The sequence below is a fragment of the Arachidicoccus terrestris genome, from assembly GCF_020042345.1.
GTDB classification, from domain to species: domain Bacteria; phylum Bacteroidota; class Bacteroidia; order Chitinophagales; family Chitinophagaceae; genus Arachidicoccus; species Arachidicoccus terrestris.
Genome location: NZ_CP083387.1, coordinates 2,996,898 through 3,021,461, shown reverse-complemented (window position 1 = coordinate 3,021,461; position 24,564 = coordinate 2,996,898). Strand labels below are relative to the sequence as shown.

18 protein-coding genes are annotated in these 24,564 nt (G+C 45.6%); 5 read left to right on the top strand and 13 right to left on the bottom strand.

Annotated features, from left to right (window positions below; genetic code table 11):
* Window positions 1-32: 32 nt before the first annotated feature.
* The 8 genes from K9M52_RS11770 to K9M52_RS11735 all read right to left on the bottom strand — a co-directional run bounded on the left by K9M52_RS11770 (window position 33) and on the right by K9M52_RS11735 (window position 14,514).
* Complete coding sequence (locus tag K9M52_RS11770) at window positions 33-938, bottom strand: ThuA domain-containing protein (RefSeq protein ID WP_224068630.1); 906 nt, start codon at window positions 936-938, stop codon at window positions 33-35.
* A gap of 22 nt (window positions 939-960) precedes the next feature.
* Window positions 961-2,025: a hypothetical protein gene (locus K9M52_RS11765; RefSeq protein ID WP_224068629.1), complete on the bottom strand. Its 1,065-nt coding sequence runs from the start codon at window positions 2,023-2,025 to the stop codon at window positions 961-963.
* A gap of 47 nt (window positions 2,026-2,072) precedes the next feature.
* Window positions 2,073-3,767 (bottom strand): RagB/SusD family nutrient uptake outer membrane protein, encoded by a 1,695-nt coding sequence (locus K9M52_RS11760; protein ID WP_224068628.1) that lies wholly within the window; start codon window positions 3,765-3,767, stop codon window positions 2,073-2,075.
* 19 nt (window positions 3,768-3,786) lie between these two features.
* The gene (locus K9M52_RS11755) at window positions 3,787-6,639 is read right to left on the bottom strand and encodes a SusC/RagA family TonB-linked outer membrane protein (RefSeq protein ID WP_224068627.1); all 2,853 of its coding nucleotides are present in this window, start codon (window positions 6,637-6,639) and stop codon (window positions 3,787-3,789) included.
* Between the two features lie 82 nt (window positions 6,640-6,721).
* Window positions 6,722-8,542 (bottom strand): RagB/SusD family nutrient uptake outer membrane protein, encoded by a 1,821-nt coding sequence (locus tag K9M52_RS11750; RefSeq protein ID WP_224068626.1) that lies wholly within the window; start codon window positions 8,540-8,542, stop codon window positions 6,722-6,724.
* A gap of 21 nt (window positions 8,543-8,563) precedes the next feature.
* A complete protein-coding gene (locus K9M52_RS11745) occupies window positions 8,564-12,139 on the bottom strand; it encodes a TonB-dependent receptor (RefSeq protein WP_224068625.1) in 3,576 nt (1,191 codons plus the stop codon).
* A gap of 245 nt (window positions 12,140-12,384) precedes the next feature.
* Complete coding sequence (locus tag K9M52_RS11740; RefSeq protein WP_224068624.1) at window positions 12,385-13,638, bottom strand: FecR domain-containing protein; 1,254 nt, start codon at window positions 13,636-13,638, stop codon at window positions 12,385-12,387.
* A 177-nt stretch (window positions 13,639-13,815) separates the two neighbouring features.
* Window positions 13,816-14,514: an RNA polymerase sigma factor gene (locus K9M52_RS11735; protein ID WP_224068623.1), complete on the bottom strand. Its 699-nt coding sequence runs from the start codon at window positions 14,512-14,514 to the stop codon at window positions 13,816-13,818.
* Between the two features lie 268 nt (window positions 14,515-14,782).
* Between K9M52_RS11735 and K9M52_RS11730 the strand changes: the two genes are divergently transcribed.
* Window positions 14,783-15,016 (top strand): hypothetical protein, encoded by a 234-nt coding sequence (locus tag K9M52_RS11730; RefSeq protein WP_224068622.1) that lies wholly within the window; start codon window positions 14,783-14,785, stop codon window positions 15,014-15,016.
* Between the two features lie 22 nt (window positions 15,017-15,038).
* Here the strand turns inward: K9M52_RS11730 and K9M52_RS11725 are convergent, their stop codons facing one another.
* Window positions 15,039-16,061 carry a zinc-binding alcohol dehydrogenase family protein gene (locus tag K9M52_RS11725; RefSeq protein ID WP_224068621.1) on the bottom strand — a complete coding sequence of 341 codons (1,023 nt, stop codon included), beginning with the start codon at window positions 16,059-16,061 and terminating at the stop codon, window positions 15,039-15,041.
* A gap of 186 nt (window positions 16,062-16,247) precedes the next feature.
* On the opposite strand from K9M52_RS11725, the gene K9M52_RS11720 reads away from it, so the two are divergent.
* On the top strand, window positions 16,248-17,732 hold the full coding sequence (locus K9M52_RS11720) for an alpha-L-fucosidase (RefSeq protein ID WP_224068620.1): 1,485 nt from the start codon (window positions 16,248-16,250) through the stop codon (window positions 17,730-17,732).
* Between the two features lie 77 nt (window positions 17,733-17,809).
* On the opposite strand, the gene K9M52_RS11715 is transcribed toward K9M52_RS11720, so the two are convergent.
* A complete protein-coding gene (locus K9M52_RS11715) occupies window positions 17,810-18,598 on the bottom strand; it encodes a nitrilase family protein (RefSeq protein WP_224068619.1) in 789 nt (262 codons plus the stop codon).
* A 150-nt stretch (window positions 18,599-18,748) separates the two neighbouring features.
* On the opposite strand from K9M52_RS11715, the gene pafA reads away from it, so the two are divergent.
* A complete protein-coding gene (gene pafA / locus K9M52_RS11710; RefSeq protein ID WP_224068618.1) occupies window positions 18,749-20,380 on the top strand; it encodes an alkaline phosphatase PafA in 1,632 nt (543 codons plus the stop codon).
* Window positions 20,381-20,559: 179 nt separating this feature from the next.
* Here pafA and K9M52_RS11705 read toward each other — a convergent pair whose 3' ends face one another.
* Window positions 20,560-20,949 (bottom strand): MerC domain-containing protein, encoded by a 390-nt coding sequence (locus K9M52_RS11705; RefSeq protein ID WP_224068617.1) that lies wholly within the window; start codon window positions 20,947-20,949, stop codon window positions 20,560-20,562.
* A 163-nt stretch (window positions 20,950-21,112) separates the two neighbouring features.
* Here K9M52_RS11705 and K9M52_RS11700 point away from each other — a divergent pair, with 163 nt between their 5' ends.
* Both K9M52_RS11700 and K9M52_RS11695 read left to right on the top strand, forming a co-directional pair.
* Window positions 21,113-21,778: an SCO family protein gene (locus K9M52_RS11700; protein ID WP_224068616.1), complete on the top strand. Its 666-nt coding sequence runs from the start codon at window positions 21,113-21,115 to the stop codon at window positions 21,776-21,778.
* Between the two features lie 37 nt (window positions 21,779-21,815).
* Entirely contained in the window at window positions 21,816-22,238 is a 423-nt protein-coding gene (locus K9M52_RS11695) for a Fur family transcriptional regulator (protein WP_224068615.1), read from the top strand.
* A 38-nt stretch (window positions 22,239-22,276) separates the two neighbouring features.
* Here K9M52_RS11695 and K9M52_RS11690 read toward each other — a convergent pair whose 3' ends face one another.
* Both K9M52_RS11690 and K9M52_RS11685 read right to left on the bottom strand, forming a co-directional pair.
* Window positions 22,277-23,020: a nucleotidyltransferase family protein gene (locus K9M52_RS11690; RefSeq protein WP_224068614.1), complete on the bottom strand. Its 744-nt coding sequence runs from the start codon at window positions 23,018-23,020 to the stop codon at window positions 22,277-22,279.
* 34 nt (window positions 23,021-23,054) lie between these two features.
* Entirely contained in the window at window positions 23,055-24,491 is a 1,437-nt protein-coding gene (locus K9M52_RS11685; RefSeq protein WP_224068613.1) for a RapZ C-terminal domain-containing protein, read from the bottom strand.
* Window positions 24,492-24,564 lie beyond the last annotated feature (73 nt).

The window sequence follows — 24,564 nt, the reverse complement described above, 5'->3', positions numbered from 1 at the left end:
CAATCATTCGGTCTATCGCTTTATTCAATTCGTTATTGCTTCAAGGTTCCCGAAAACCGGTGTATGGGTCTCTGGCCGGCCGACCAGAAAAGGGCATTCCAGAAAAGCCGTTTATAATCTGAATTCTCCCATAGCGCTGGATCATGCCCCATGAAAACATAGAGATTACGGGCCTTCACTGATGTATTGGTCCAGACAACAGGATGCAGTCCATGCATTTTTATATTTGTATCCGGCCTGTAGCTTGATTCATCCACCGTAGCGAGTACATGGATGTAATCTCCCGGAACGGTATCATAAGTATACCATTCCTCTTTCTTCACCAGAAATCTTGGACTAACGCCTTGCATGACCGGATGTGCCTTGTCGCAAATATCGACGTAGGCAGCGGCAAAATCCGCCACGTAATTTTGAAACCGGATTCCACCCATAAACCAGCTAAACCAATCCCACATGGGATAGCCGTCGAACTCACCCAGCAAAGTCGCGTGATGAAACCCCAGCCAGCCGATCTTTCCTTCCGTAATAAAGGACTTAAAGGCCAGCATAGCTTTTTTAGGCCAGCTGTAGGGCGGGTAATCCAACTGGATAAATAACCGGTACCTTGTCAGCAGGGTCGAGTCTATGGTCGCCGGATCCTGCAAATAGTGCACGGAAAAATGATTCTCTCTGGCCCACTGACTGATAAATGGAATGGCGGCCCTGGAATAGGCCAGATGATGTCCTCCGTTTTCATAGAGGACCAGGACTTTGAAAGCGGCAGAATCAGTTTTCGGGCCGCCCCATTCAAGGGCATTATGCCATGCAGGACTGTTCAGATGCCCGCCAGCGAACGCGGGACCGCTCTGAACAGTCCAATAGACCAGAAAAAAGGCCATAATCCATTTCGCTTTTGCCCTTATTTTTCCCGGGCCGTAAATACATGGTTTCATCATCATCTAACGCTTTTGATCTATTGAATTATTGTACTCGCCTAAAATCAATGTCACTGGCAAGAATGCCTTCGGTACCCAGGCTGGCCCCTCCGGATTTGATCACAATGTACAGGGTACCGGAAGTATCAGATTTTATCAGATTACCGCTTCCGGAACAGGAAATCCTGGAAAGTAATCCATCAAAGGCCACCTTTCCACAACCTGACCAGGTATTCAGAGAAAGACGCTTAATATAATCCGGATCATTGGCATAGTCCACACCTTGTACCGGTACCTTTCCGGCCACATAGACCTCATACCACGTATCTGTAGCACCCGACCCTTTGACATGCAGATCAATTATATACTGCTTGCCCGCCTGTACATCTACAGCCTGAAACACGCCCTGGTGACCATTATTGCCACCGGTTGCCAAAACAGATCCATCGGGGTTCACCGTAAAACGCACATTGTCATTGCCTGCAATATGCAGTATCTGCCAGGCAGAAGGATCTATCAGGTTCTTCGGAGGAACGGCTTCATCCAGTAGTGAATCTACATTAAAGTAAATAACCACCCGGCGCATTGAATCATTTATGGCAAACTTAGCGGCACTTTTTAACTCTAAGGCAATGGCCGCTGTTTTGCCGCTATAGGCAGACAGTGCGTCAACATTGACCCTCGGACGCAAATGCCCCTGCATAACACCATCCTCATACTGCATGGTGAGAGTAGAAGCGAATGTGAAATCCCCCTCTTCCAACGCCACCGTATTACCGGGTAAGGCATCTCTGGCCATTAAGGCACCAATCAACTCCTTGTTTACGACAGCGCTGACCGTAAAAGCACTCGTATCTCCAAATCCCCCTCTGAAAACGTCGACAGAGAAATCGGCCGTTTTTGTGGTCGTGTCAATTGTCATCTGGCCATCCACCAGGCCTGCGATCAGCCCTCTGCGGCCTGCGACATCAGGGATATATATTTTCCCATTCACAGCAGTTTTAACGCCGCGTAAGAAATCCTGTTTACATTGGATATTGAACAGCATAGCCACTACGCAGGCAGTTAGTATGCGTAGCGGGATACTGATTTTGTTGCATTGTATATTCATGAGTAATGAGTAATTTAACGTCAATTAAATGTGCTGTTTTGATAAGGTCAATTCCAGCCGGGATTCTGTGACCAGCCGGTTTTATTGATATCTGATTGCGGTATAGGAAACCAATACATCTTATCGGAGAACTTGCGGTTTTCCAGTGACTGGATTTTGTAATCAAAACCCGCTTGTGTTTTGGTGATCACGGCCCTGTGTACCGGCTGGTTAAAACGATCACCGATCTTCCAGCGGCGTACATCCCAACGCCGCTGGTCTTCGAATCCAAGCTCCACTCTTCTTTCATGTTCAATAGCTTCCTGGTTCAGCGCACCTGCTGTGAGTGCCGGCATCTTGGATCTGGCCCTGACCTTATTGATCGCCTCTAGGGCCGTCATACCATACCCTTCGGGATCTGAAATCGGTCCATAAGCGTGCAACATGGACTCCGCATAATTCAGTAAGATCTCCGCATAGCGAAAATAGATCCAGGCATGATTGGCCGTCGTTCCATTGACCAGGTCAATGGAAGGATTGATCCATTTTTTCAGGTAATACCCGGTCTTCGTGGCGTTGAGTTTCGGCAGTCCGCTGTTACCGCCGGTATAGGTCCCTATGGCGACACCTGAAAAATTCATATCGTTATAAACCACCTCTGCTCCCAGCCGGGGATCCCTGCTGGCATAAGGATTTGCCGCATCGGCAGGATTATTCCAGTTAAAGGGCCTTGATCCGGTCACCTGGCCCGTATTATCTTTCACTAATACTTCAAAGGCATCCACAAAATCCGCTGTCGGCGTCAGGCTCTCGCCGTTGCTGTTCTGGAAGACAATCGGAAAATTATTTTCCTCTAGCCAACCGATAGCTCCGTAACGTTGATAGAAAATGACCTCAGGCGAGCTGGTATTACCGGATCCAAACAGATTATCATAACTGCCGTCCAGTGAGTACTTGCCAAGTGCGATCACGTCATGTGCCGCTTTCGCAGCCTGCTGCCAGGTTTGTGTCGCACCCGCCTGCTGAAAGAGCGGACTGGCGGCATATAATAAGACCCGGGATCGCAGGGCCCCGATCGCACCATAGGTCACCCTTCCCAGATCATACCAGCTATAAGGAGACAGATCCTGCGGTATGATCCCTGCCGCTGAATCACACAGTGTGTTAATATACGCAATACAATCATTCACTGAAGCTCTTGTCTGTTGTTTCCAGCTATCTTTATCTGCATAGTCTAAAGGGGTCTTCAAAATTGGTACGCCGCCATAATGCCTGACCAGATCAAAGTAAAAATAGGCTTTCAGAAAATAGACTTCCCCTTTGAGGAACTTCACATTATCGCGGGCATTAAAATAAGCTGTGGAATCCGTTGAGGTAATCCGGTCTCTCAGGTAATTGATATCGATCCGGTCATAGTTTTTCAAAAACTGATTCGCCTGCCGGATGCCATTGAAGTTACGACCCCAGCTATGATCCAGATCGGCATATTGGTCCCAGGTACCATTATTGTACTGTTGAGACCGGTCAGATACACCGGTAGCTTCAGCATCATCCGTGGTGGCCTCCAGGTCCAGGTCATCCAGGCCTCTTGGCAGATAGCTGTAAACATCCCATACGACCTGCTGAGCATAACCATAGTTACTGTACAGTTCATCCACAGACACATTGGCCTGAACATTATTTACATCCAGAAAGTCCTTTTTGCAGGAAAACAGCGTAGTGGTGGCCGTTGCCACCATTGCCAAAATCATTTTTTTATTCATAATCAATATATTTAGACCTTTAGAATTTTACATTAAAGCCAAAGCTTACGACTTTGGTCAGGGGATAGCCCATGGAGAGATTCTCTGGCTCCAGGTCGTCAATTTTATCCGAGGTGAATAAATTGGTCCCACTGGCAAAAAGCCGGATACCTTCCAGTCCTTTCATCCACTTCTTTACCTGAAAAGTATAGCCTAATTCAATGCTGCGTAGTTTCAGGAAATTACCGTTGCGCATCCAGTAATCCGCATCCTGATCATTATTGGGATTCTCAAGCGTGGACAGCCTGGGCGACGTTGCTGTACCAGCGGTCCCGGGTGTCCAGTAATTTTCAGAAAACTGCGTGATATTATTATTACCCGCAAAAGGATGTGTATAATTATAAGCTGCCCCCAGAAGCGTAACTGTACGGTTCATCACGCCCTGCACAAATGCATCAAAATCAAAATGCCTGTAGGAGAAGCCCAGGTGCAAACCCAGGTTGATCTCGGGCACAATATCGTATCCGATAGGTTTCATGTCATACTGATTGACGACACCGTTGCCGTCTATATCTTTAAATTTCAGGTCACCGGGATGTACCTGCCCGTAGGAAGATACAGCGACTCCTTCTTTCAGCCTGCCGTCCTGGCCAAAATCATTTTCACCATAGTAACCATCAAACAAAAGCCCCCTGTTTTGATCAATCGGATAACCTTTATCGTATAGATAGTCAAAAGGCTGTGCATCCTGTGACTTCTCTTTGATCTTGTTACGGGCATAGGCAAAAGCACCGCTGATAAAATACGTAAATGCGCGGTCTTCATTCCGGTAGGTAACGACTGCTTCCAATCCGTTATTATCCACAACACCGCTATTGGTATAAGGCAGCGAAAAAGCGGCAAAGGATGGCACGTCACCGTTGGCAATCTCGTAAATGCCGGTTTGGTGTTCATGGAAAATGTCAACGGTGGCCTCCAGATGCTTCCACAGCCTGAGATCGACACCCAGATTTAAAATCTGTTTTTCTTCCCAGGTAGCCTCAGGGTTCGCAAAACGCCCCTCGGTCATACCTCCTTTAAAAGTGTTGTTGCTGCCGAAAATCCAGCCTGGCGCATCAACAGCATTCTGGCGGTACAAAAAACGGTAATCTTCATTGATACTGGCTGCTGTTCCGTAGGACACCCGTAGCTTCAGAAAATCCACGGCATGGCTATTTTTGAGAAAGGGTTCGGAACTTACGATCCAGCCCAGCGCCAATGACGGGGACAGGCCATAGCGATGCCCTTTTTGAAAGTCTGCTGCCCCCATATATGCGGCCGTGAGATTCAATATATACCGACTGTCATAGTCATAGGTAAAGTTTCCGGTAAGCCCCTGTGTATGTACTTCATATGTCTGGCCATCATGTGAATAGTTCTTTTTCATAGCCAGTAGCATACCGGTATAGTGGTGCATACCGAAACGTCTGTCATAGTTAAGACCCAGCCGTGTTGTGTTTCTGTTCCAGTGATCAGAACCGGCGTCATTGGAACTTTGAGAAATTGTACCAATGGTTTTATAGGTTGGATGTCCGTTATCGTCCAGTATGGGCTGGTCATCTGCATCTTTTAGAATCTCATAAGAAGGAACAGAAAAAAGGGTCTGATAAAAACCCACATACTGATTATTGAAGGACACACCGCCCGTCAGGTTTAAACCAGGTGTCAGTGCATCCAATTTTTGACGGAAAGTAAAGTCCGTCTGCAGTGTTCTGGTGTGAGCGCTATAGATGCCGTTTTGTTGCAGCAGTTCCACGGGGTTAAATTCGAAGACGGAGTTGTTGCCCCAGCTGCCATTCGGGTTTTTTACCGGAAAGGCTGCTGCGGGCAACCGCATGAGGTTTTCAAACAGCGTGGAGGCCGTAAACCCAGCCGGCGTCTTCCGGTCTTCGGTAATACCCGATATGTTAGCCTTGACCAGCAAATTTTTTGTCAGATCAATCTCCACATTGGCCCGAAGATTGAGTTTATTATATTGGGCATTCGTCCCGAAATCCTTATCGATAGCCGTTGCATTTTTATACAGGCCATTGTAGTTGGTGTAATCCATTAGCACAAAGTACCGCGCATGCGCGTTGCCGCCTCTGAAAGACAGGTTATAGTCCTGAATATTCGATGTAGGGTTCAGCATTTCTTTATACCAGTCGACGTTGGGATGATAAGGATCTCCACTTTTCTGATATAAAGAAGGATCTGGATATTTTTCAGGAAGCCCGTCATTTTTAAGGGCCTCGTTATAAAGCCTTACATAATCGTAGGCATTCATCACCTTTGGCAGCCGTACAGGGCTCTGGATCCCGTAACGGCCATTGATGAGCAGCCTATTTCTATCCATGGCTTTGCCTTTGATCGTCCGGATGCTGATAACACCGCCGGCTCCCTCCAGGCCATACATAGACAGAGAAGCGGCGTCCTTCAGCAAGGTAACGGAAGCGATCTCATGAGGTGACAGCGCACTCAGGGCGCCCCGGTCAACTCTAAAACCATCCAGCAAAATAAGTACCGCATTGTTGTTCCAGCTGGACCGGCCCCTGATATACAACTGAGGATTATCGTATCCCGGTTCTCCGGAGCCTGTCACCACCGTCAGCCCCGGTATCCTGCCCTGCAAAGTATTCAATAGGTTACCCGTAAACATCCGTGTTAGGTCCTTGCCATTCAGCGTATAAACGGCCCCCGTATTCCGCCATGCCTGTTCCTGGCGCAGGCCAAGATCCACAACAGTAAACAGGCTGCTATCTGCTCTTGTCGTATCGGGCAGGGATGCTCCCGTGATCATTTGCGCATGCACGGTACCGGTCATGAGCAGCAGGGCTCCGATTACAATTAAAATATATTTAGATAAAAAGTTCATTTGTTTTTATTTTGGTATGAAAGCATGATTCATCATTAACACAGCATCCGTGTGCAGCTTTCGCAGCCTGCGTTCGGGACACTCACCAATTCGGGTTTTGTCCGTTCCAGGATGCGCCGTCGCCTAAATAATTCTTGCTGACTTCATTATTTGGAAAGGGTACGTAATAATACTTGACCGGAAACACCCGGTTAATAAAGCTAACCACCTGCCAGCTACGCTTTAAGGCGCCGTTCACCTTTTTAGCGGTCGTCTGGACCCCATGCAAAGTCCCGTTAAGCACGATATGTGCTTTTAGCCACCGGTTCAGATCATTATACCGGAAGCCTTCATAAGCGAACTCAATCGTTCTTTCATTTTGAACGGCCGCCCTGAAAACAGCCTGGTCGCTGATGTTTTTGTCCGGCATGCCGGCCCGCTCACGGATCAGATTCAGATATCTGGCAGCCTCAGCAGTGGGGCCTTTGTATTCGTTCTCCGCTTCCGCATAACTCAGGTAGAATTCAGCCAACCGGAATACAGGCCAGGCAAAATGATTGTCATTCATATTGTCGATGCGTGCCACAAACTTATAGGCTTCCATGGAAAACCCGTCCAGACCTGCGTCGCTGGAAGAGAGTTTACCGTCTGCATATCCATCGCCACCCCGGTAGTATGCCAGCGTTCCTCTGACATTATTGTAATGCATACCGTCATAGGCAATGGTCTGGTAGAATCTGGGATCCAGATCCAGCGCCTGAACATCAGTCGGAAAATCAGCGCCATGAGACGGAAGGGTCCATTTTGTGCCATCGGCTTTTTCATATTGCTGCATAAACTCAACAGGGACATTATTTTTCACGCCCCATTCCGCAAGCCGTAGTTTGGAGCTCAGATACCTGCCCCAGAAAAAACCGCTCTGCGCCTGATTGGCGGTATTGACCAGGATCAGTTCTTGATTGGCATAGACATTGGAAACCGCTTCATAGTCCCCCAGGCTGGCATAGCTGTCGCCTGTTGTTCTGGGTTTGCCTGTATTATACAAAGCGACCCCTGATTGGCCGGCATGGTTAATGACATCCAGCGCAGCCTGGGCGGCGGTATTCCAGCGCTCCTTGCTAAAGTCCGGATAGGCCAGTACGGAGTCTCTCCCGTCTCCATAGCGGGCGCCAGCTATAGCGGCTTTCATGTCCGCCGGCGTGTTGTACAGAGGGCTTGCTGCATATAGTAATATCCTGGCCTTGAGCGCGCGGGCAGCCAGGCTGGTGATCCTTCCATACTCCTTAGCACTTCTGGTAGGCGGCAAAAGAGCAATGGCCTCATCACACCAGTGTACGATACTGTCCACGACGGTTGCCACAGCGCTTCTTCTGATCTTCAGCTCCTGCGTGCCGTCTAGTGGCTCTGTGACCAGGGGAATGCCGCCGTACAGGCGGAACAGTTCAAAATGCTGCCATGCCCGGCAAAAGAGTGCCTGCCCTTTGACATCACTGATCCAGCCTGCATCCGCATCTGTCACGGCATCAATATTTCTAAGAACAAGATTGGCCTGCCTGATTCCCCGATAATGAGATCCATAGCCACCTTTATCGATGGTGGCATCAGGGCTTTCATTACCGGTATTATAGGAGCCAGCATTAATGCTGGAGCAAGCCCAGTCATAAGTCGGATGCAGGATGTACAATTCGTCGGTAATCGCCTCCGGTCTGCAGTGTGTCGGATCGTTCATGGGAAAGTAAGTCGTTAGACAAAGATTGTACATCTGGGCGACGGCATACTGCGCCTGGTTCTTGGTATGAAAGATCGTGTCGACCGTAACGGCCCCTCCTTTGGGCTTTTCCAGAAAGTCCTTATTGCAACTGCAAATACCCACCAGCAGCCAAACAAAAGCAGGGATAATTATATAGAGGAAATTCTTTTTCATGTTTAAAGTGATTTTTGCTGACTAAAAATTGATATTGACACCTACATTAAAAGTCTTGGTCAAAGGATATCCGATGTTGCCCAGATTCTCAGGATCGCCCCAGATCTTATTGGGCGCCCAGGTATAAAGATTGTCGCCGCTCAAAAACAATCTTGTGGAGCGAATCCCCATTTTGTGTAAAAACCTTTTATTGAATGTGTAACCGATCACCAGATTTTGCAATCTGACATAAGAAGCGTCGATCAAAAAGAAAGTGTTGCCTGCATAGCCAGCCCCCGATCCGGCAGCCTGCTGATTGTAAGCCGCCATCGGAAAATCAATACGCTCACCGTTATTATAGCGTTCCAGTGTGAATCGGTTTGCATCCACGCCAAAAAGAGACTGCTGTTTATTAAAATGCAATTCGCTCATCCCTCCTCTGGCGACACCGGCCACGCCGGCAAACAGTGCCGACACATCAAATCCTTTATAATTGAATCCTACGGTCAGTCCGAAATTATATATAGGATCCACGGTCTTTCCTGTCCGGACCCGGTCTTTGTCATCTACAAGGCCGTCTCCGTTGACGTCTTCCAGCCGTATGGATCCAGGCTGCAGGGGCACCCCGGCGTATCCAAGATCTTTCTGAAATACCGGTTCTCCATTGGCATTCTTATAAGGCTTGCCGTCCTTGAGTGCCAGAACGGGCTGCGACAGGATGGGATTGCCGTTGTCATCGATGGCATACAGATCTGCCCAGGACGTATACAGTCCATCGGCCATCAGCAACAGCTGCTGCCCTACGGGGCGCCCGGTGGCTGCCTGATATTCCTGGCCCTTTAATATGGGTTCATCCTGGAAGATGATCTTGTTTTTGTGAATCGCTCCGTTGCCTCTGACATAATAGCTAAAATCACCGATCTTGTCATTGAACTTTATCTCAAGATCATGGCCCCAGCTGTTGACAGATCCCAGGTTATAAGGCGGCAGATTGGCCTGCACGATATCAGGGATCGTCTGCCGGTAAGAAAGAATACCGGTTCTTTTATTTTTAAAATAATCATAGATAAGGGAAAGTTTGTTTTTGAACAAATGCACTTCCACAGCCAGGTCCAGGTCCTGCGATACTTCCCAGGTAACATCCGGATTGCCTAAAACATTTTCATCTGCCCCCTGAATATAATTTCGATTGTCCAGGTCACCGAAATTGTAGCCGCCTTCATATTTCCAGGTATCAGGCAGATAAAGGTATCTCGCTCCTCCGATGTTGTCATTGCCTACTTTACCATAAGAAGCCCTGAACTTTAAAAAACTGACCCAGTCATTTTTAGGATAAAAGGATTCATTACTGACGATCCAGCCCGCGGAGTACGAAGGGAAAAAGCCGAACCTTTTCCCTTCCGGGAAGTTCTCGGAACCGTTGTATCCCATATCGAATTCAGCAATGTATTTATTCGCATAGGCATAATGAATTCTTCCTGCCAGGCTTTCGTAAGCATGTGGCAAATCATATTGCAGGCCGGGATCATATTTTTTCTCTTTGCTGCCCAGTGCCAGCGCAGAGATGGCATGGTCTCCGAACGTCCGGTCGTAGTGAATGGACACTTCTCCGTACAGCTTACGCCATTTACCATTAAAATAATCGCCCCACCTGGAAGGTGGCGTAGGATCATTTAACTGTACGAGAATGGGATCCAGCCTGTCGCCGTTGGGGTTTTCCCGGACGCCATACCACAGCGGCCTGTAATTGCCACCCGCTGCGCTGGAAAAGTAACTGTCATAAGAGCCCAATCCCTTTACGGACAGCCCTTTGGTTAATTTATCCAACTGATATTGAAATACCACCGAAGAATTCAGAATACTGTTATTGGTAATATTATAGTTATTGCTGTTTTCGATAGCATACATGGGATCCAGCTGATCGTTCTGATTATTAAAGGGCACCACGTATTTCCCATCGATCATTCCGGGCGAAGCCAGCGGTGTAGACCATAAAATCCGCTTCTCCCAGGTATACTGATCGTTATCCATGCCACTAATTTTGACAAACTGAGCAGCCAGGTTCACCGATACTTTAAAATCTTCCGTAACATCAAAGTCAAAATTACCCCGCAGATTATACCGGTTCTTTCTGAACTCCATTTCATCGGGAAAGGTCAGATAATCGGTTTTAAATAACCCGCCCTGATTCAGATAACCCAGAGAGACAAAGTATCGTAGAAACTTTGTTCCGCCATTAATATTAGCGTTCGCCTGGCTCACCTGTGTAAATTTTTTGAAGATCTGGTCTACCCAATCGACATCGGGATGAAAATAGGGATCGTAATAGGGATTGGTCTGGCCATCCGCCAGTTTTGGCGTGTGCGCGTTCTTATAATACATCAGGTCCTCACCCGAATAATATATATTAGCTTCCTGCTTCCAGTTCTGGTTTCTCTTGCGGACGAAATCATCCCAGGTTTTGATGTCCGCATCATTAGCATGGTTAATCCAATAAGTTTCAAAACTCTGTTCATTAAGTAGAGAAGCATATTCATAAGAATTGACAAACCGCGGTATATTGGTAAACTTTGTAATAGCCGTCTGACCGGAGAGACTGATTTGCGGAGCGCCTATCTTACCCCGCTTGGTCGTGATCAGAATGACGCCATTGGCTCCCCTTACCCCATAGACTGCCGTAGCCGAGGCATCTTTCAGAATACTGATCGACGCGACCTCATTGGGGTCTATGTCATCATAAGTATCCCTGGCAATACCGTCCACCATGATAAGCGGGCCTGTCTGACCGGTATATGTACCAATGCCGCGGATGGTAAGCCTGGCACCGTCCGCACCGGGTTTACCCGAATTCTGCAGCGCGACCAACCCCGCCAATTGACCCTTCAGGGCCGTGCTGATGTTCGGCACCGGCGCCTTGACCAATTCCTCTCCGGAGACCGTACTGATGGCTGCCGTTAAAAACTCCTTTTTCTGTGTTCCATAACCGATCACCACGATCTGGTCCAGATCAGAAGGCTGTACTTTTAATACAACAGAAATGTTGATCTGACTGTTGACCTCCACTTCCAGGGTCTGCATCCCCACATAACTGAACACAAGGCTGGCACTTTCCGGTACATTGCTCAATATGTACTGTCCCTGCTCGCCTGTTGTGGTGCCGGTCTTGGTTCCCTTCACCTCAACGGATACACCGGCAATGGGCTTACCGAGGCTATCGGTCACATAGCCCTTCACGGTTATTTCCCCCTCAGTTTTTTTATCAGACGGTGTGCGCCTTTTAACAATAATAGCTTTATTGGTGATCTGGTACGTAAAGGGCTGATCTTTAAAGCAGACGGTGAGCACTTCTGTGAGACCGGCCTGTCTGACAGAAATGGTAATGGGTCTGGCCCCTTTCAGTACCTCATTGGTATAGACGAACTGAACACCATTTTGTTTCCAGATGTCATGGAAAATCTCTTGAATGGTGGCATTTTTCTCATGAAGCGTTAATTTTTGAGAATAGCTTTTCGCACTGAGTTGCACACCGGCCAGTACAAATGCAACAAATAATTTAAAAAATCGGAATGTTTTGGTAATTACTCCACCAGGCAAGTCATGATTCAATCTAAAATGCATAGCTTTGCTGTGTTTGGGTTTAATAAATAATAAAGTCGATTAGTAGATTTTAAGAAATTGACCTAAATGCCGCCGTTCCGGGGTAGGAGCTGGAACGGCCTTTTTTTTATCAGAACATGCTGTCTGATGTGGCCAATGACTCAATGAATTTTAATAGTCTTTACATAAGCTTACTGTTTAATCGTTTATCAACAAATGGATGGTCCTTATAGCGCCATAAATACTGTGACGCTGTAATTACTTTTTTAAGGTCCGTTCATCGCCAGTACTTCAATGGTTCTGCCCGAAATATTAAAACGGACTTTTTCGGTCGCCTCCAGCATCGAAAGGATCTCACGAATGTCATTGCTACGGTTCATGACCGCCGAAAATAAATCAGTCGGATGTGCCCCCTTATATACGACGGTGATATCATACCACCTGCTGAGCGACTCCATGATTGCCTCTATATGCATCTGATCAAAATAAAACAGGCCGTTTTTCCACGCTATGACGCCATCCAGGTCAATATGTGACTTCCTGGACAGCTGACCGGTACCGTTCATAATGGCCTGTTGTCCCGGAGCAATTAACAGAGAGTCCTTATTGCGCCGGACAAGCACCGACCCTTCCAGCAGTGTGGTCTTGACCTTAGATTGCGCTTTATAATCGCTGATATTAAAGTGAGTACCCAATACACGCACTTCCATGCCTCTGGAAGTGTGGACAATGAAAGGGTGACGGGCGTCTTTGGCGACCTCGAAATAGGCTTCTCCTTCCATGGAGACGACACGCGCTGCACCCGAAAAGCGGACAGGAAACTTCAGTCTGGAATCCGCATTCAGCCAGACCTTGGTCCCATCGGGCAGTACCAGCTGATATTTACCACCCCGGGGTGTAACAATCGAATTAAATGTGATCGGCGCCGAGTTTATGATGTGCCCTGGCCGGTTCTCCGTATAGATTAGCTGACCGTTTTGTACCTTTTGGATATCCACGCCATTTTGATCAGCCAGCACCCCGCTTTGGACGCTGTCCAAAATAATTTGCCGGCCATCCGATAAGGTGAGGATCGCTTTATTTTTTCCGGGAAGAATCGCTGTACGCTGTTGGCCAGGCAGCCTGGTTTTCTGCATGACTGTTTCTCTTCCTGTTTGAATACGCAGGGCAATCAGGACGCTAAGACCACAAATTAAAACAATGGCGGCTGCGCTGTACCAATAACGACTTTTATACCAAAGGGTCTTGGCGGGCCTGTTCTTGCCTTTATTCTTGATCTTATCTATCTGGAGTACATGCTCCAATACGGCTGCGAATTTTTCGGGAGCCTCTTTGTAGTTACCTGTATGCCGCTGTATATTGCCGTTAATTTCCAGCAGATCATCCAGCATCATTTGCAGGTCCTCTCCCTGGTCACCCTGCAGACAATCCGTTAATAAATCCAGTTCAGCGGCCGTTGCTTTTCCCTCCAGCGCCTTTCTGGCCAAATCCCACATTTGTTTCGTATCCAGTACAGGCATATTGTCTACTGCTTCTTTAGTGTTTAGAAATTAACAATGAGTGTAAAGCTCCATCCAGAAGTAGACAAGCATAGGGCGTAAATGTACCTATCGCTCAAAAAAAATATATGATGTTGTAAATATTTTTGTGATCAACAGACATTAAAGTACTGGGGGCCAGTTATTTCTTCAATTCAATTACACCGTCGATAGATACACCAACAGCGTTAAAAGGCCAGCCAGGATTCCTTTTTCTTTAAGCAGCAGCCTGATCCTCTTCACTGCGCGACATAAAGTGTTGCGCACGGTCTGAGAAGAGAGTTGCAATCTTTCCGAGATTTGTTGAATATCCATTCCTTCCTCACGGCTTAACCGGTAAACTTTTTGTGTCTGAGGGGGTAACTGAAGAATAATACGCTTTAAGACCTGATCGGTCTCCCTGTGAAAAATTTCTTTTTCAACAACATTATGCTTTATTGCAGGTATCTGATCGTCAAGCGAGGATATTAAATGTTTTTGTTGAACCTGTTTGTGTTTGAGATGATTAAAACATAAATGATAGACGATTTGCATGGCCCATCTGCGTGGATGTCTAACGGTGGCTAACATATCTCTTTTCAGCCAGATCTTTAAAAAAGTATCCTGCAGGTAATCGGGAATCAGAGATTCATCCCCGGTAATCTTATGAATAATATAACTAAATAAAGGCGAGTAGCGTTCAAAAAGCGCTCGAAAGGCAATTTCATTCCCGTTGGCGATCTCTATAAATAATGCCGCTTCATCGGCCACATCCTTGTCATGGCTATTTAATGGGACACACGATTCATCCGGTACAGCAGCTACGGTTGAATCATTGATTTCAGAATCTATTATTTCTGGTTGGAGTGGCTTAATCATAAAAGAAAGAAAAACGATCGTACATTAACCTTACAATAACACAAATGCAAATCAAATTTAACTTAATTTCTTCACCAGCCAAATAATTTTTAGCGTTAATAAATGAAAAAGGCATGCAATTTTCATGAAAATAGAGCAAGGATAATTTTATCCCGATATTTAGACAAAATAGTTGTCCATTTAAAAACTTTCCGTGTAAGGAGAGCTTACCGGTTTTGGTCGCATATTTGAGGGATTGTATGTATTCGTTGATTATTAAATATAGATTATGCAAACAGATGACTTTACAATCTCGTTTCAGCAGGGCGGTTCCGAGCAGTTGGTAGATGTCCATGTCAAGCCATCCACGGATGATGTAGATACGTATGTCTGCTATCTAAATGGGGAAAGAATTGCACAAATCCGTAAAGATAGCGGCAAGTGGAAACAACTTTGGGGTAAGTTGGATGAACAGGGGATTCAACGGTTGGGAGAACAAATAGACCTTGAATTAATTAAGTGACAGACTACAGGTTCATCCGGCCCTATCTATTGAAATCCACAAACATCTTGAACACTTCACCGGGATTTGCAGACCATTCTTTCATGGCGTCTGCCACTTCTTCGGGCCGGAGTTGTTTAGAGATCAAGGACTCCAACGGCAGCCGGCCGTTTTTCATATAGTTCATGACCGCCATAAAATCTTCAGGCAGCGCATTGCGTGATCCACGAATATCCAGTTCTTTCTGTACAAACAGTTTGGTACTGAAAGCCACTTCATGCTTAGCATAACCAATGTATACTACTCTCCCCGTAAAAGCGACCTCTTCTACTGCAGTGACGTACGTGGCCGGGCTGCCGACCGCTTCTATTACAACATCCGGCCCGCCCCCGCCGGTAATTTTGTGCAAAAATTCATGAAGATTCACTTTTGCCGCATTGACCGTATAATGGGCGCCGAGCTTTTTGGCGGTTTCCAGTTTTTGATCATCCAGATCGACTGCTACTACCGTGGCCCCCCTGAGCGCCGCCCTGATAATGGCGCCGGCACCAATCATCCCGCAGCCTAAAACCATTACGGTATCAATATCGGTCACTTCTCCACGTGAAACGGAATGGAACCCCACGCTAAGGGGTTCTACCAAAGCCAGTTGTTCTTTACTGAGCTTTTCATTAATCAATAGCTTCTCCCACGGCAATGCCAAAAACTCACTCATAGCGCCTCTCCTTTGAACACCCATCGTTTCGTTAAATGCGCAGGCATTGTATCGTCTTCGTTTGCAGGAGGGGCATTTTCCGCAACTTGTATAAGGATTGGCAGTAACTAACATTCCTTTTTTAATATGTGCAGGGACATCTGCGCCTTTATCTACCACTTCAGCGGATATCTCATGTCCCGGAATAACGGGGTATTGGACTAAAGGATTTACCCCCCTAAATGTACTTAAGTCGGTACCGCAAATGCCAATATAGTTTACTTTTAATAATACTTCGTTGTCCCTTATTTGAGGATCTGTAACTTCAATGACCTCTACTTCGCCCGGCGCTGCAAACTGAATTGCCTTCATTGTGATTTCTTTTTTCAAAATTAACCAATAAACCATTTATTCAATAGCAAAATATTCGCATTTATTAATGAGATTATTGCCATATGGAGCTGACTACCGCAAGGTAATATGGTTTACAATCAATATTTTTGTCGGGAAAGACAACAATCCGGCACTTAGTGCTGCTCCAGGTAAATTTTAATTCAAATGAAAAAATTCGTTTTATTCGCGGCCACTTTGGTTATTGCAGGCATCAGTTATGCACAAAGATTCCAACCGAACTGGAAGTCACTCAACACGCGTAAAATGCCGTCCTGGTTCCACCAGGCCAAATTTGGCATTTTTATTCATTGGGGCCTTTATTCCGTCCCAGCCTATGCCCCGGTTCTACCCAATAGCGGCTATAACTACGCGGAGTGGTATTGGCGCAGAATCCGCCGTGACCATACCGGAGGGCCGGAGCAAAATGAGGCCTCAAGGCAAATGTTTACCGATTTCCACAATAAGCACTATGGAAAGGATTTTAAATACGAGCAGTTTGAACCCATGTTTAAAGCAGAGCTCTATGATCCTCAGCAATGGGCAGATGTATTTAAAAAAGCCGGTGCCAGATATGTGGTACTGACTTCCAAACACCATGAAGGGTATTGCCTCTGGAATAGTCCTGAAGCAGACCGCGATTGGGGACGTCCCTGGAACGCTGTTACCGGCACGCCGAAACGTGACTTATTAGGTGACCTGACTAAAGCCGTCCGGGCAGAAGGCCTGAAAATGGGTGTCTACTACTCCTTATACGAATGGTTTAACCCCCTGTGGTTAACCAATCGCGAGAAATATGTCACCGAACATATGCTTCCCCAATTAAAGGACTTGGTCAATAAATATAAACCTTCCATCATTTTTTCAGATGGAGAATGGGATCTGCCCGATACCGGCTGGCATAGTCCCCAGTTTCTGGCCTGGCTTTTCAATGATTCGCCTGTGAAGAACGAAGTAGTGGTAGACGACCGCTGGGGAAGTAATACGCGTGGTCAAAACAAAGGTGCCATGTATACGACTTCCGAATACGGCAGCGGTATGGACAAGAGTATCATCTGGGAACAGTGCGAAGGGATAGGCCATTCATTCGGCTACAACCGAAACGAGCAATTGAGTGATTATAAGACAGGAAAAGACCTGATACTAATGCTGGTTGATATTGTCTCACGCGGAGGCAATCTCTTACTGGATATCGGCCCAACGGCGGATGGCCGGATTCCGGTTATTATGCAGGAACGTTTGTCGGAGATCGGCGAATGGCTAAAAATTAATGGCGAAGCGATATATGGAACAGAGGCCTATACACATCCTTATCAATGGAGTGCAGGCATCATTCCAACTCAAAAAGAAGGAAATTATATGAATGGGTATAGCTCTGCTGAACTGGCAAGACCCAAAAAGGACACCGCTCATATCGAAGCGTTTTTTACCACTAAAGGCAAAGATCTATACTGCACATTACCGGTAGATGAAACAAAATTCAGGATAAAAAATATCAAACCGGCATCTACTGTAAAAGCCACGCTATTGGGTAGTAATAAAATCCTTCCTGTAAAACAGGCCGGGGAAGATTGTATTATTGACTTGTCTGATCTCGGTCCGGGAGATCTGCCCAATGAGATCTTTACAATCAAATTAGCTGGTGTATTATAAAGATAAAACACTGCAACTAATCATTGCATTGGGATGGTTTCAGTGGTCACCTATTCAGTCGACCACTGAAACCATCTTTATTTAATTAAGAAGCTATCTGCATCTCCCAAAAACGAGAATTGATCCCGGATTTGCTGTAAGTTCTCTTTTTTGAGTGTAATAGTTTTGATTTCCTCACGCTCTTCAGCCTCATAAAGAGGGTTACCCAACGGGTCCAACACAACGGAGCCGCCTTTGTAAACGATATTATTTCCATCGACACCCACTCTGTTTACGGCAGCAACATAACACATATTTTCGATGGCCCTTGCCTTTAACAGGGTAGACCAGGTACTTTGCCTTTTTTCCGGCCAATTGGCTACATTGATCAAAAGGTCATATTCCGGGTTATTGCCATCCATTTGTTGCCTGGCCCAAACCGGAAACCTGAGGTCATAACAGATTTGCAGGTTAATGCGCCAACCTTTTACGCTGGCAATCAACCTTTTTTTGCCAGCACTATATTTTGCCCCTTCTCCCCCATAGGCAAAAAGATGCCTTTTATCATAGGTACCGATTTCCCCGTTAGGCAACATCCAGACAAGTCTGTTATAAAAATCTTCTCCATCACGGATAACTAAGCTACCGCCTATTATAATTTTTTTGCTTGCCGCCAGATCCCGCATCCAGTTAACCGTTGGGCCGTCCATCGTTTCTGCCACTTTCACGGGTTCTGAAGTAAAACCGGTATTGAACATTTCGGGTAAAAGAACAATTTCCGTCGGAGATGACATCGAAGTAATCTTCTCTTCCAGCATTTGGAGATTTTCCTGTTTTTTCTTCCAAAACACCTTAGACTGAACCAGGGAAAGGGTAATCGAGGACATATAATACTTGCTTTTATTTATTGAATCCTAAGTTAAACAAAATATTGAACTATTCTAAATAATTTAATTATTACGTAATGCCTTATCTTAGCCAACCCATTTAACTTAGCTTTTTAGTAAACACATTATTCAAACAAAGTCAAAGTAATTATGAAAAAAATCGCATTATTTTCCTTACTGCTGGCCGGGTTTCTTTCCGGATCTGCACAGGTGGAAAGGCCAAAACTAGTCGTTGGTATCGTTGTTGACCAGATGCGTTGGGACTACCTCTATCGGTATTACGATCAATATGGGGACGGAGGCTTCAAAAGGTTACTTTCGGAAGGTTATAGCTGTGGTAATACATTGATCGATTACCTGCCCTCCTATACAGCTGTAGGACATACAACCATCTTTACAGGCACTGTTCCTGCTATCCACGGCATCACCGGTAATGACTGGGTCTATACCAGGTCAGGGAAATCTACTTATTGCACAGATGACTCGACCGTTCAGACCGTTGGAGCTACCGGAAAAGCTGGGCAGATGTCTCCCAGAAACTTGCTCACCACAACGATTACCGATGAGTTAAGACTGGCTACTAATTTTCAAGGTAAAGTCGTAGGGGTATCCCTTAAAGACCGTGCGTCCATTCTGCCTGCAGGGCATAATCCGAACGGAGCTTATTGGCTGGATGACCAGTCTGGGCATTTTATAACCAGCACCTATTATAAAAATCAGCTGCCAGATTGGGTATCCGGCTTCAACCAGCAGGGTCTTCCAAATAAGTTAATGACCGGTCAGTGGAAAACACTCTTGCCTATTAATGAATATACACAAAGCACTGAAGATAACGTACCCTGGGAAGGGAAACTGGCAGGCGCCTCTGCTCCTGTATTCCCTTATGACCTTAAAGCAGCATACGCCAAAAATAAATCTTCACTCAGGCAAACACCTTTTGGCAATACGTTGACTTTAAAGTTTGCAGAAGCCGCCATACAGGGAGAACAACTTGGCGCTGATAATACCACTGACTTTTTGACGGTCAACTGTGCTTCTACCGATTACTCCGGTCACCTGGTGGGTCCCAATGCCATAGAAGTAGAAGATGTCTATTTACGCCTGGACAAGGATCTTGCTACCTTTTTCAGCTACCTGGATGATAAAGTCGGGAAGGGTAATTATCTGGTATTCCTGAGTGCCGATCATGGAGGAGCCCATGCAGAAGGCTTCATGGAACATCATAAAATGCCTACCGGATTTACCTCAAGCCTGACAAAAAAGCTCAATGCGGTTTTACAGAAAAAATATGGACAGCCTAAGCTTGTCACCAGTTTTTCAAATGAACAGGTGCATTTTGACTACCAGGCTGTAAAGGATAACAATATTGATATAGATCAGCTCAAAAAAACAACGATACAATTCTTGAACGAACAGCCGGAGATAGCTTTTGCCATGGATGCCACCAACCCTGGAGGTGCCGGTTTGCCATCCAGACTTAAAGACATGATCATCAATGGGTATAACCGCGAAAGAGCCGGTGCGATCAAGATCGTGTATAATTCCGGAATGCTGGGCAGCCATTACACAACGGGTACCACTCATGGCAGCTGGTATATGTATGATGTCCATATTCCGCTCGTTTTTATGGGATGGAAAGTGCCTCATGGCGAGACTAATAAGACCATTCATATGACAGATATCGCCCCTACAATTGCCGCTCTGTTACACATCCAGATGCCTAGTGGCTGTATCGGTGACCCGATTACGCCACTGACCGATCAGATCAATGGTAAACTATAGTCAGGTGAGGAGATCTCCCTGATAAAAATAAATAAGGGCGCTTGGTATACTTACCCGAGTGCCTTTATTCTTTATATCTCCTGGTATCACCGTTTCGAGCATCGAATAAATCAGGGGCACTCAGAAAACATAAATATCCGTTTATAATTCCCCAGATATGATGCTGGTCTAATCGTCTTTTACTCGATAGTCGTCGTGTTGGGATGGCCGGCAATCCGACACAACCGAAAGTTATAGTAATGTGCCCAGACAATAAGCGTTACGGCTGGAATCAATAGCACAACAGAGTAGTCATGCCAGATCTCCTTTGCCAGCAAAAATAGTATACCGACAGAAAATAACAGGATAGGAACAAAACTACGATGGTGTTTACGATAACCATGGGACAATGCATAAGCTCCTACCGCAAATGCAAGAAAAATCATAAAATATTCAAAACCCTTATTTTCGATGATATTTATCCCGAAAACAGGGAGTGACGTCATGATCAGCGGCAATAAGGCACAATGGATGGCGCAGGCCAGCGAAGCCCCTATACCCATTGCATCCCAGTTGATTTTAAAGCCCATTTATTTAAAAGATTTAAGCAAAGATACAACTTTGCAACAAAGTTGCAATACATTGTTAAGTCAAAGACAATTCAGATGATAAGCCGAGCTGATTGTCGTACCTTTGCACACCAAAGGAGCTGTCGCCCCTGGTCATTTATGTAATGCATTAAATTTTTCAGTAATGAAAAAGTATAAAAAGCTGATTGGGTATAGCCTGTTTTTTGTGGCGGTCTGTATTGTATTCTGGATCTTACTTTTTGCAGGTACCGATAACTGGAAGACGAAACTGCCGACACTTAGCACAGTGCAGCCTTTTAGCTTTACTAACCAAAACGGTCAGCCTTTTACAAAGGACGATATGAGGGGTAAAGTTTGTGTTGTAAATTACTTTTTTACAACCTGCAAAGGTATTTGTCCTAAAATGAACCACAATATGGACGATATCTACAATACTTTTAAGGATGAGAAAGATTTTATGATCATTTCTCATACCTGCATGCCGGAAGTGGACTCCGTACCTGTTTTAAAGCATTATGCCGACTCTATAGGCGTGAACGATCGTAAATGGGTGTTTCTAACTGGCAGAAAGGACAGTTTATATTATCAGGCCAGAAACAGTTATCTGGTAGATGACAACAAAAATCCTGTAAACAGTATTGAGGACCAGTTTATTCATACCCAGTTCTTTGCGTTGATCGACAAGGACGGGAATGTGCGTGGCGAGATTTTTGACGGTTTACAGCAAAAAGATCTGAATAAATTAAAAGAAGATATCAAAATACTGTTGAAAGAACGTCCCGGTGGCCGCAGCAATTTCAGCAACAACATATTTGGGAATAATATGTAATTTTGTATCAGCAATCCGGAGAACGAAGGAGATTATTATGCAAGACGAGATTATCAATAACATATTAAAATCAGCCAACTTAAGTGTAACGGTCAGCAGGAAAAAGATACTTTCTTTGTTTTTGGCGACTGACGGAGCACTTTCTCATGCAGATATCGAACAGGAAGCTGATGAAAAAATGGATCGCATTACGATCTACCGCACGCTCCAGGCATTTGTCCAAAAAGGAATTATCCATATTATACCAACTACTGATAACTCCATCCGATATGCCCTTTGCAAAGACGAATGCTCTGAAGGCCATCACCATGACCAACATGTTCATTTTGTTTGCAGTGAATGCCACACAACATATTGTCTGGAACACACCAATGTTCCTCACGTAAAGTTACCTTCAGGCTTTACCGAGGCGCAGACCGAGGTAATTGTGAATGGCCTGTGCGCCAAATGCCACGCCTAAAATCTATTGTTTTACAGCCGCGTTACAAATACTTTGGATCAGTCAAATAACGCAGCCGCAGCATCCAGCCGTTCCGGCGTTCCGGTATCCATAAATTTTGACCCACTGTGATCAAAATAACCGATCCGCTGAGTCAGACTTAGTGTCAGATAGGCATCAATAATGGAAAACGGCTCTTTACCTTTGAACGCGTCCATCCCGGCAAGTATTTCAATTAAAGTATGTTTCAAACAATGTATGCCACTGAAAGGCATGGATAACGGATGTTCCAATGTCCTGGTCATCTTTACTTCACCGGTAGCTATATTTTCCCAACCTCCTAAAAGTCCGGAGCGGGTATCAAATAGCAACCTTCTGGAGGATTGTCTCTCACTGACAGCCAGTGTGGCCAACTGCCCGCTCTCCTCACTTTGTTGCATAAATACTTTCAAAGGCATGTCCGTCAGTATATCGGCATTCACGACAACAAAATGATCCAACCCGTCTAAATAGCCGTAATGTGCCGCTTTCATTATGGCGCCTCCCGTGTCCATCAATAAGCCGCTTTCATCGGAAATCTGATATTTGCTCCCCCAGCCCTTATTTTGTTCCAGGGCGTCAATGACCTGATCAGCAAAATGATGGACATTTACAATCACTTCATAGATGCCGGCTCTTTGCAGATATTCGATGGTTCGCTGGAGTAAAGGTTTGCCATTCACCAAGGCCAGTGCCTTAGGGTGATTTAATGTCCAGGGTTTTAAACGAGTTCCTAAACCAGCAGCTAGAATGAGTGCTTTCATAGTAAAATATTTATTGGTCATCTTCACACAGCCGTTATTGAACCCAATTGTCTTTATTGGTATGGGTCAGTATGACTTTTACTTTATACTTGTTTTTAAGGTACCGGGCGGTCTGGTCTGCGCTGTAAACGCTTCTGTGCTGACCACCTGTACATCCAAAATTGATCTGTAAATGTGCAAAATCCCGGGAAATATAATTTTCTACAGAAATACTCACCAGATCGAAAACGCTATTCAGGAATTCATTCATGGAGGTGCGCTGTTGCAGGTAATCCTGTACCGGTTTGTCCTGCCCTGTCAGTTTTTTAAATTCTTCTTGTCTGCCGGGATTAAGTATGCCCCTGCAGTCGAAGACAAATCCCCCCCCGTTGCTGCTTTTGTCTTCAGGGATACCTTTTTTGTAAGAGAAGCTATTGATCTCAACCACCAGCGGTGTCTTGTCACTGGCTTGTACAGGCAAGAATTTAGTTTTGGTCTCGGGACCGGTAATCAGCCCCAGGATTCTTTCAAATTCAGGAAGTTCTATGCCGATCACATTGTTATCTGTAAACTTTTTCAAATTATCCAGGGCAATGGGGATGCCGGCCAAAAATGCGGCTTTTCGTTGGAACAAGCCCCGGAACCCATAAGCGCCGAGCACTTGTAATAAACGGATCAGCACAAATCCCTTGAACTGATTTCTAAAAGCATTTTTGTCAACTTTATTTGCTACCAGGCCATCTACCTGTTCCATATAATAATCCAGCAATGCGTCCTTCCACTCTTTTGGCAAATTGGCCTTTGCCTGCCAAAGTAAGGCTGCTGCATCATACTGCAGGCCACCATTCATGCCCCCCTGATAATCGATAAAGAAAACCTCTTCCTCTTTGATCATAATATTGCGGCTCTGGAAATCCCGGAACATAAAATACTTATACCGGCTCTGGCCCAAAAACACACTCAAAACATCAAATTCATCCAGTAATTGCTGTTTATTATACGGCAATCCAAGAAAATCCAGAAAATAATATTTGAAATACAGCAGATCGCTTAGAATGGCCTGTTTGCCAAACTCTGTGGAAGTCAGACAAAGCCGGTAATCGACCTTATCATGGCCGCTGATCTGTAGTCTGGCAAGTGCCGCCAGGCTTTTTTGAAAGAGCTTGTATACCCGGTCACTATGTCCTTCCGATTCCAGCAGGCCTGCCAGGGAGGTAGATCCAAAATCTTCCTGCAAATAAAGCAGATAATCGGCCGATACGCCAAAAATCTCCGGGACAGGTAGCCCAAGCCCACGGAAGCTTTTTGTAAAAGCTAAAAAGGTACGGTTTTCCTGTTCATTATAATTATAAGTAGCAATACAGGCGCGATCCCCTTTTCCAAAGACCCGAAAATATAACCGATCACTTCCACTCTGAGGCAACTTTTCAATGCGCTTCGGTTCTAACTGAAATACCTCCTTATACAGGGACTCAATTTTTTCTATAATCATAGCCCAAAAGTAAAATTAAATCCCTACAAATCAAGGATGCCGGCTAAATTCAATGCGACGCCAGTCTAACCGA

Excerpts from the sequence above, each read along its gene's own strand:
- K9M52_RS11770 (WP_224068630.1), bottom strand. The coding sequence starts at position 938 with ATGATGATGAAACCATGTATTTACGGCCCGGGAAAAATAAGGGCAAAA.
- K9M52_RS11765 (WP_224068629.1), bottom strand. The coding sequence starts at position 2,025 with ATGAATATACAATGCAACAAAATCAGTATCCCGCTACGCATACTAACT.
- K9M52_RS11760 (WP_224068628.1), bottom strand. The coding sequence starts at position 3,767 with ATGAATAAAAAAATGATTTTGGCAATGGTGGCAACGGCCACCACTACG.
- K9M52_RS11755 (WP_224068627.1), bottom strand. The coding sequence starts at position 6,639 with ATGAACTTTTTATCTAAATATATTTTAATTGTAATCGGAGCCCTGCTG.
- K9M52_RS11750 (WP_224068626.1), bottom strand. The coding sequence starts at position 8,542 with ATGAAAAAGAATTTCCTCTATATAATTATCCCTGCTTTTGTTTGGCTG.
- K9M52_RS11745 (WP_224068625.1), bottom strand. The coding sequence starts at position 12,139 with ATGCATTTTAGATTGAATCATGACTTGCCTGGTGGAGTAATTACCAAA.
- K9M52_RS11740 (WP_224068624.1), bottom strand. The coding sequence starts at position 13,638 with ATGCCTGTACTGGATACGAAACAAATGTGGGATTTGGCCAGAAAGGCG.
- K9M52_RS11735 (WP_224068623.1), bottom strand. The coding sequence starts at position 14,514 with ATGATTAAGCCACTCCAACCAGAAATAATAGATTCTGAAATCAATGAT.
- K9M52_RS11730 (WP_224068622.1), top strand. The coding sequence starts at position 14,783 with ATGCAAACAGATGACTTTACAATCTCGTTTCAGCAGGGCGGTTCCGAG.
- K9M52_RS11725 (WP_224068621.1), bottom strand. The coding sequence starts at position 16,061 with ATGAAGGCAATTCAGTTTGCAGCGCCGGGCGAAGTAGAGGTCATTGAA.
- K9M52_RS11720 (WP_224068620.1), top strand. The coding sequence starts at position 16,248 with ATGAAAAAATTCGTTTTATTCGCGGCCACTTTGGTTATTGCAGGCATC.
- K9M52_RS11715 (WP_224068619.1), bottom strand. The coding sequence starts at position 18,598 with ATGTCCTCGATTACCCTTTCCCTGGTTCAGTCTAAGGTGTTTTGGAAG.
- pafA (WP_224068618.1), top strand. The coding sequence starts at position 18,749 with ATGAAAAAAATCGCATTATTTTCCTTACTGCTGGCCGGGTTTCTTTCC.
- K9M52_RS11705 (WP_224068617.1), bottom strand. The coding sequence starts at position 20,949 with ATGGGCTTTAAAATCAACTGGGATGCAATGGGTATAGGGGCTTCGCTG.
- K9M52_RS11700 (WP_224068616.1), top strand. The coding sequence starts at position 21,113 with ATGAAAAAGTATAAAAAGCTGATTGGGTATAGCCTGTTTTTTGTGGCG.
- K9M52_RS11695 (WP_224068615.1), top strand. The coding sequence starts at position 21,816 with ATGCAAGACGAGATTATCAATAACATATTAAAATCAGCCAACTTAAGT.
- K9M52_RS11690 (WP_224068614.1), bottom strand. The coding sequence starts at position 23,020 with ATGAAAGCACTCATTCTAGCTGCTGGTTTAGGAACTCGTTTAAAACCC.
- K9M52_RS11685 (WP_224068613.1), bottom strand. The coding sequence starts at position 24,491 with ATGATTATAGAAAAAATTGAGTCCCTGTATAAGGAGGTATTTCAGTTA.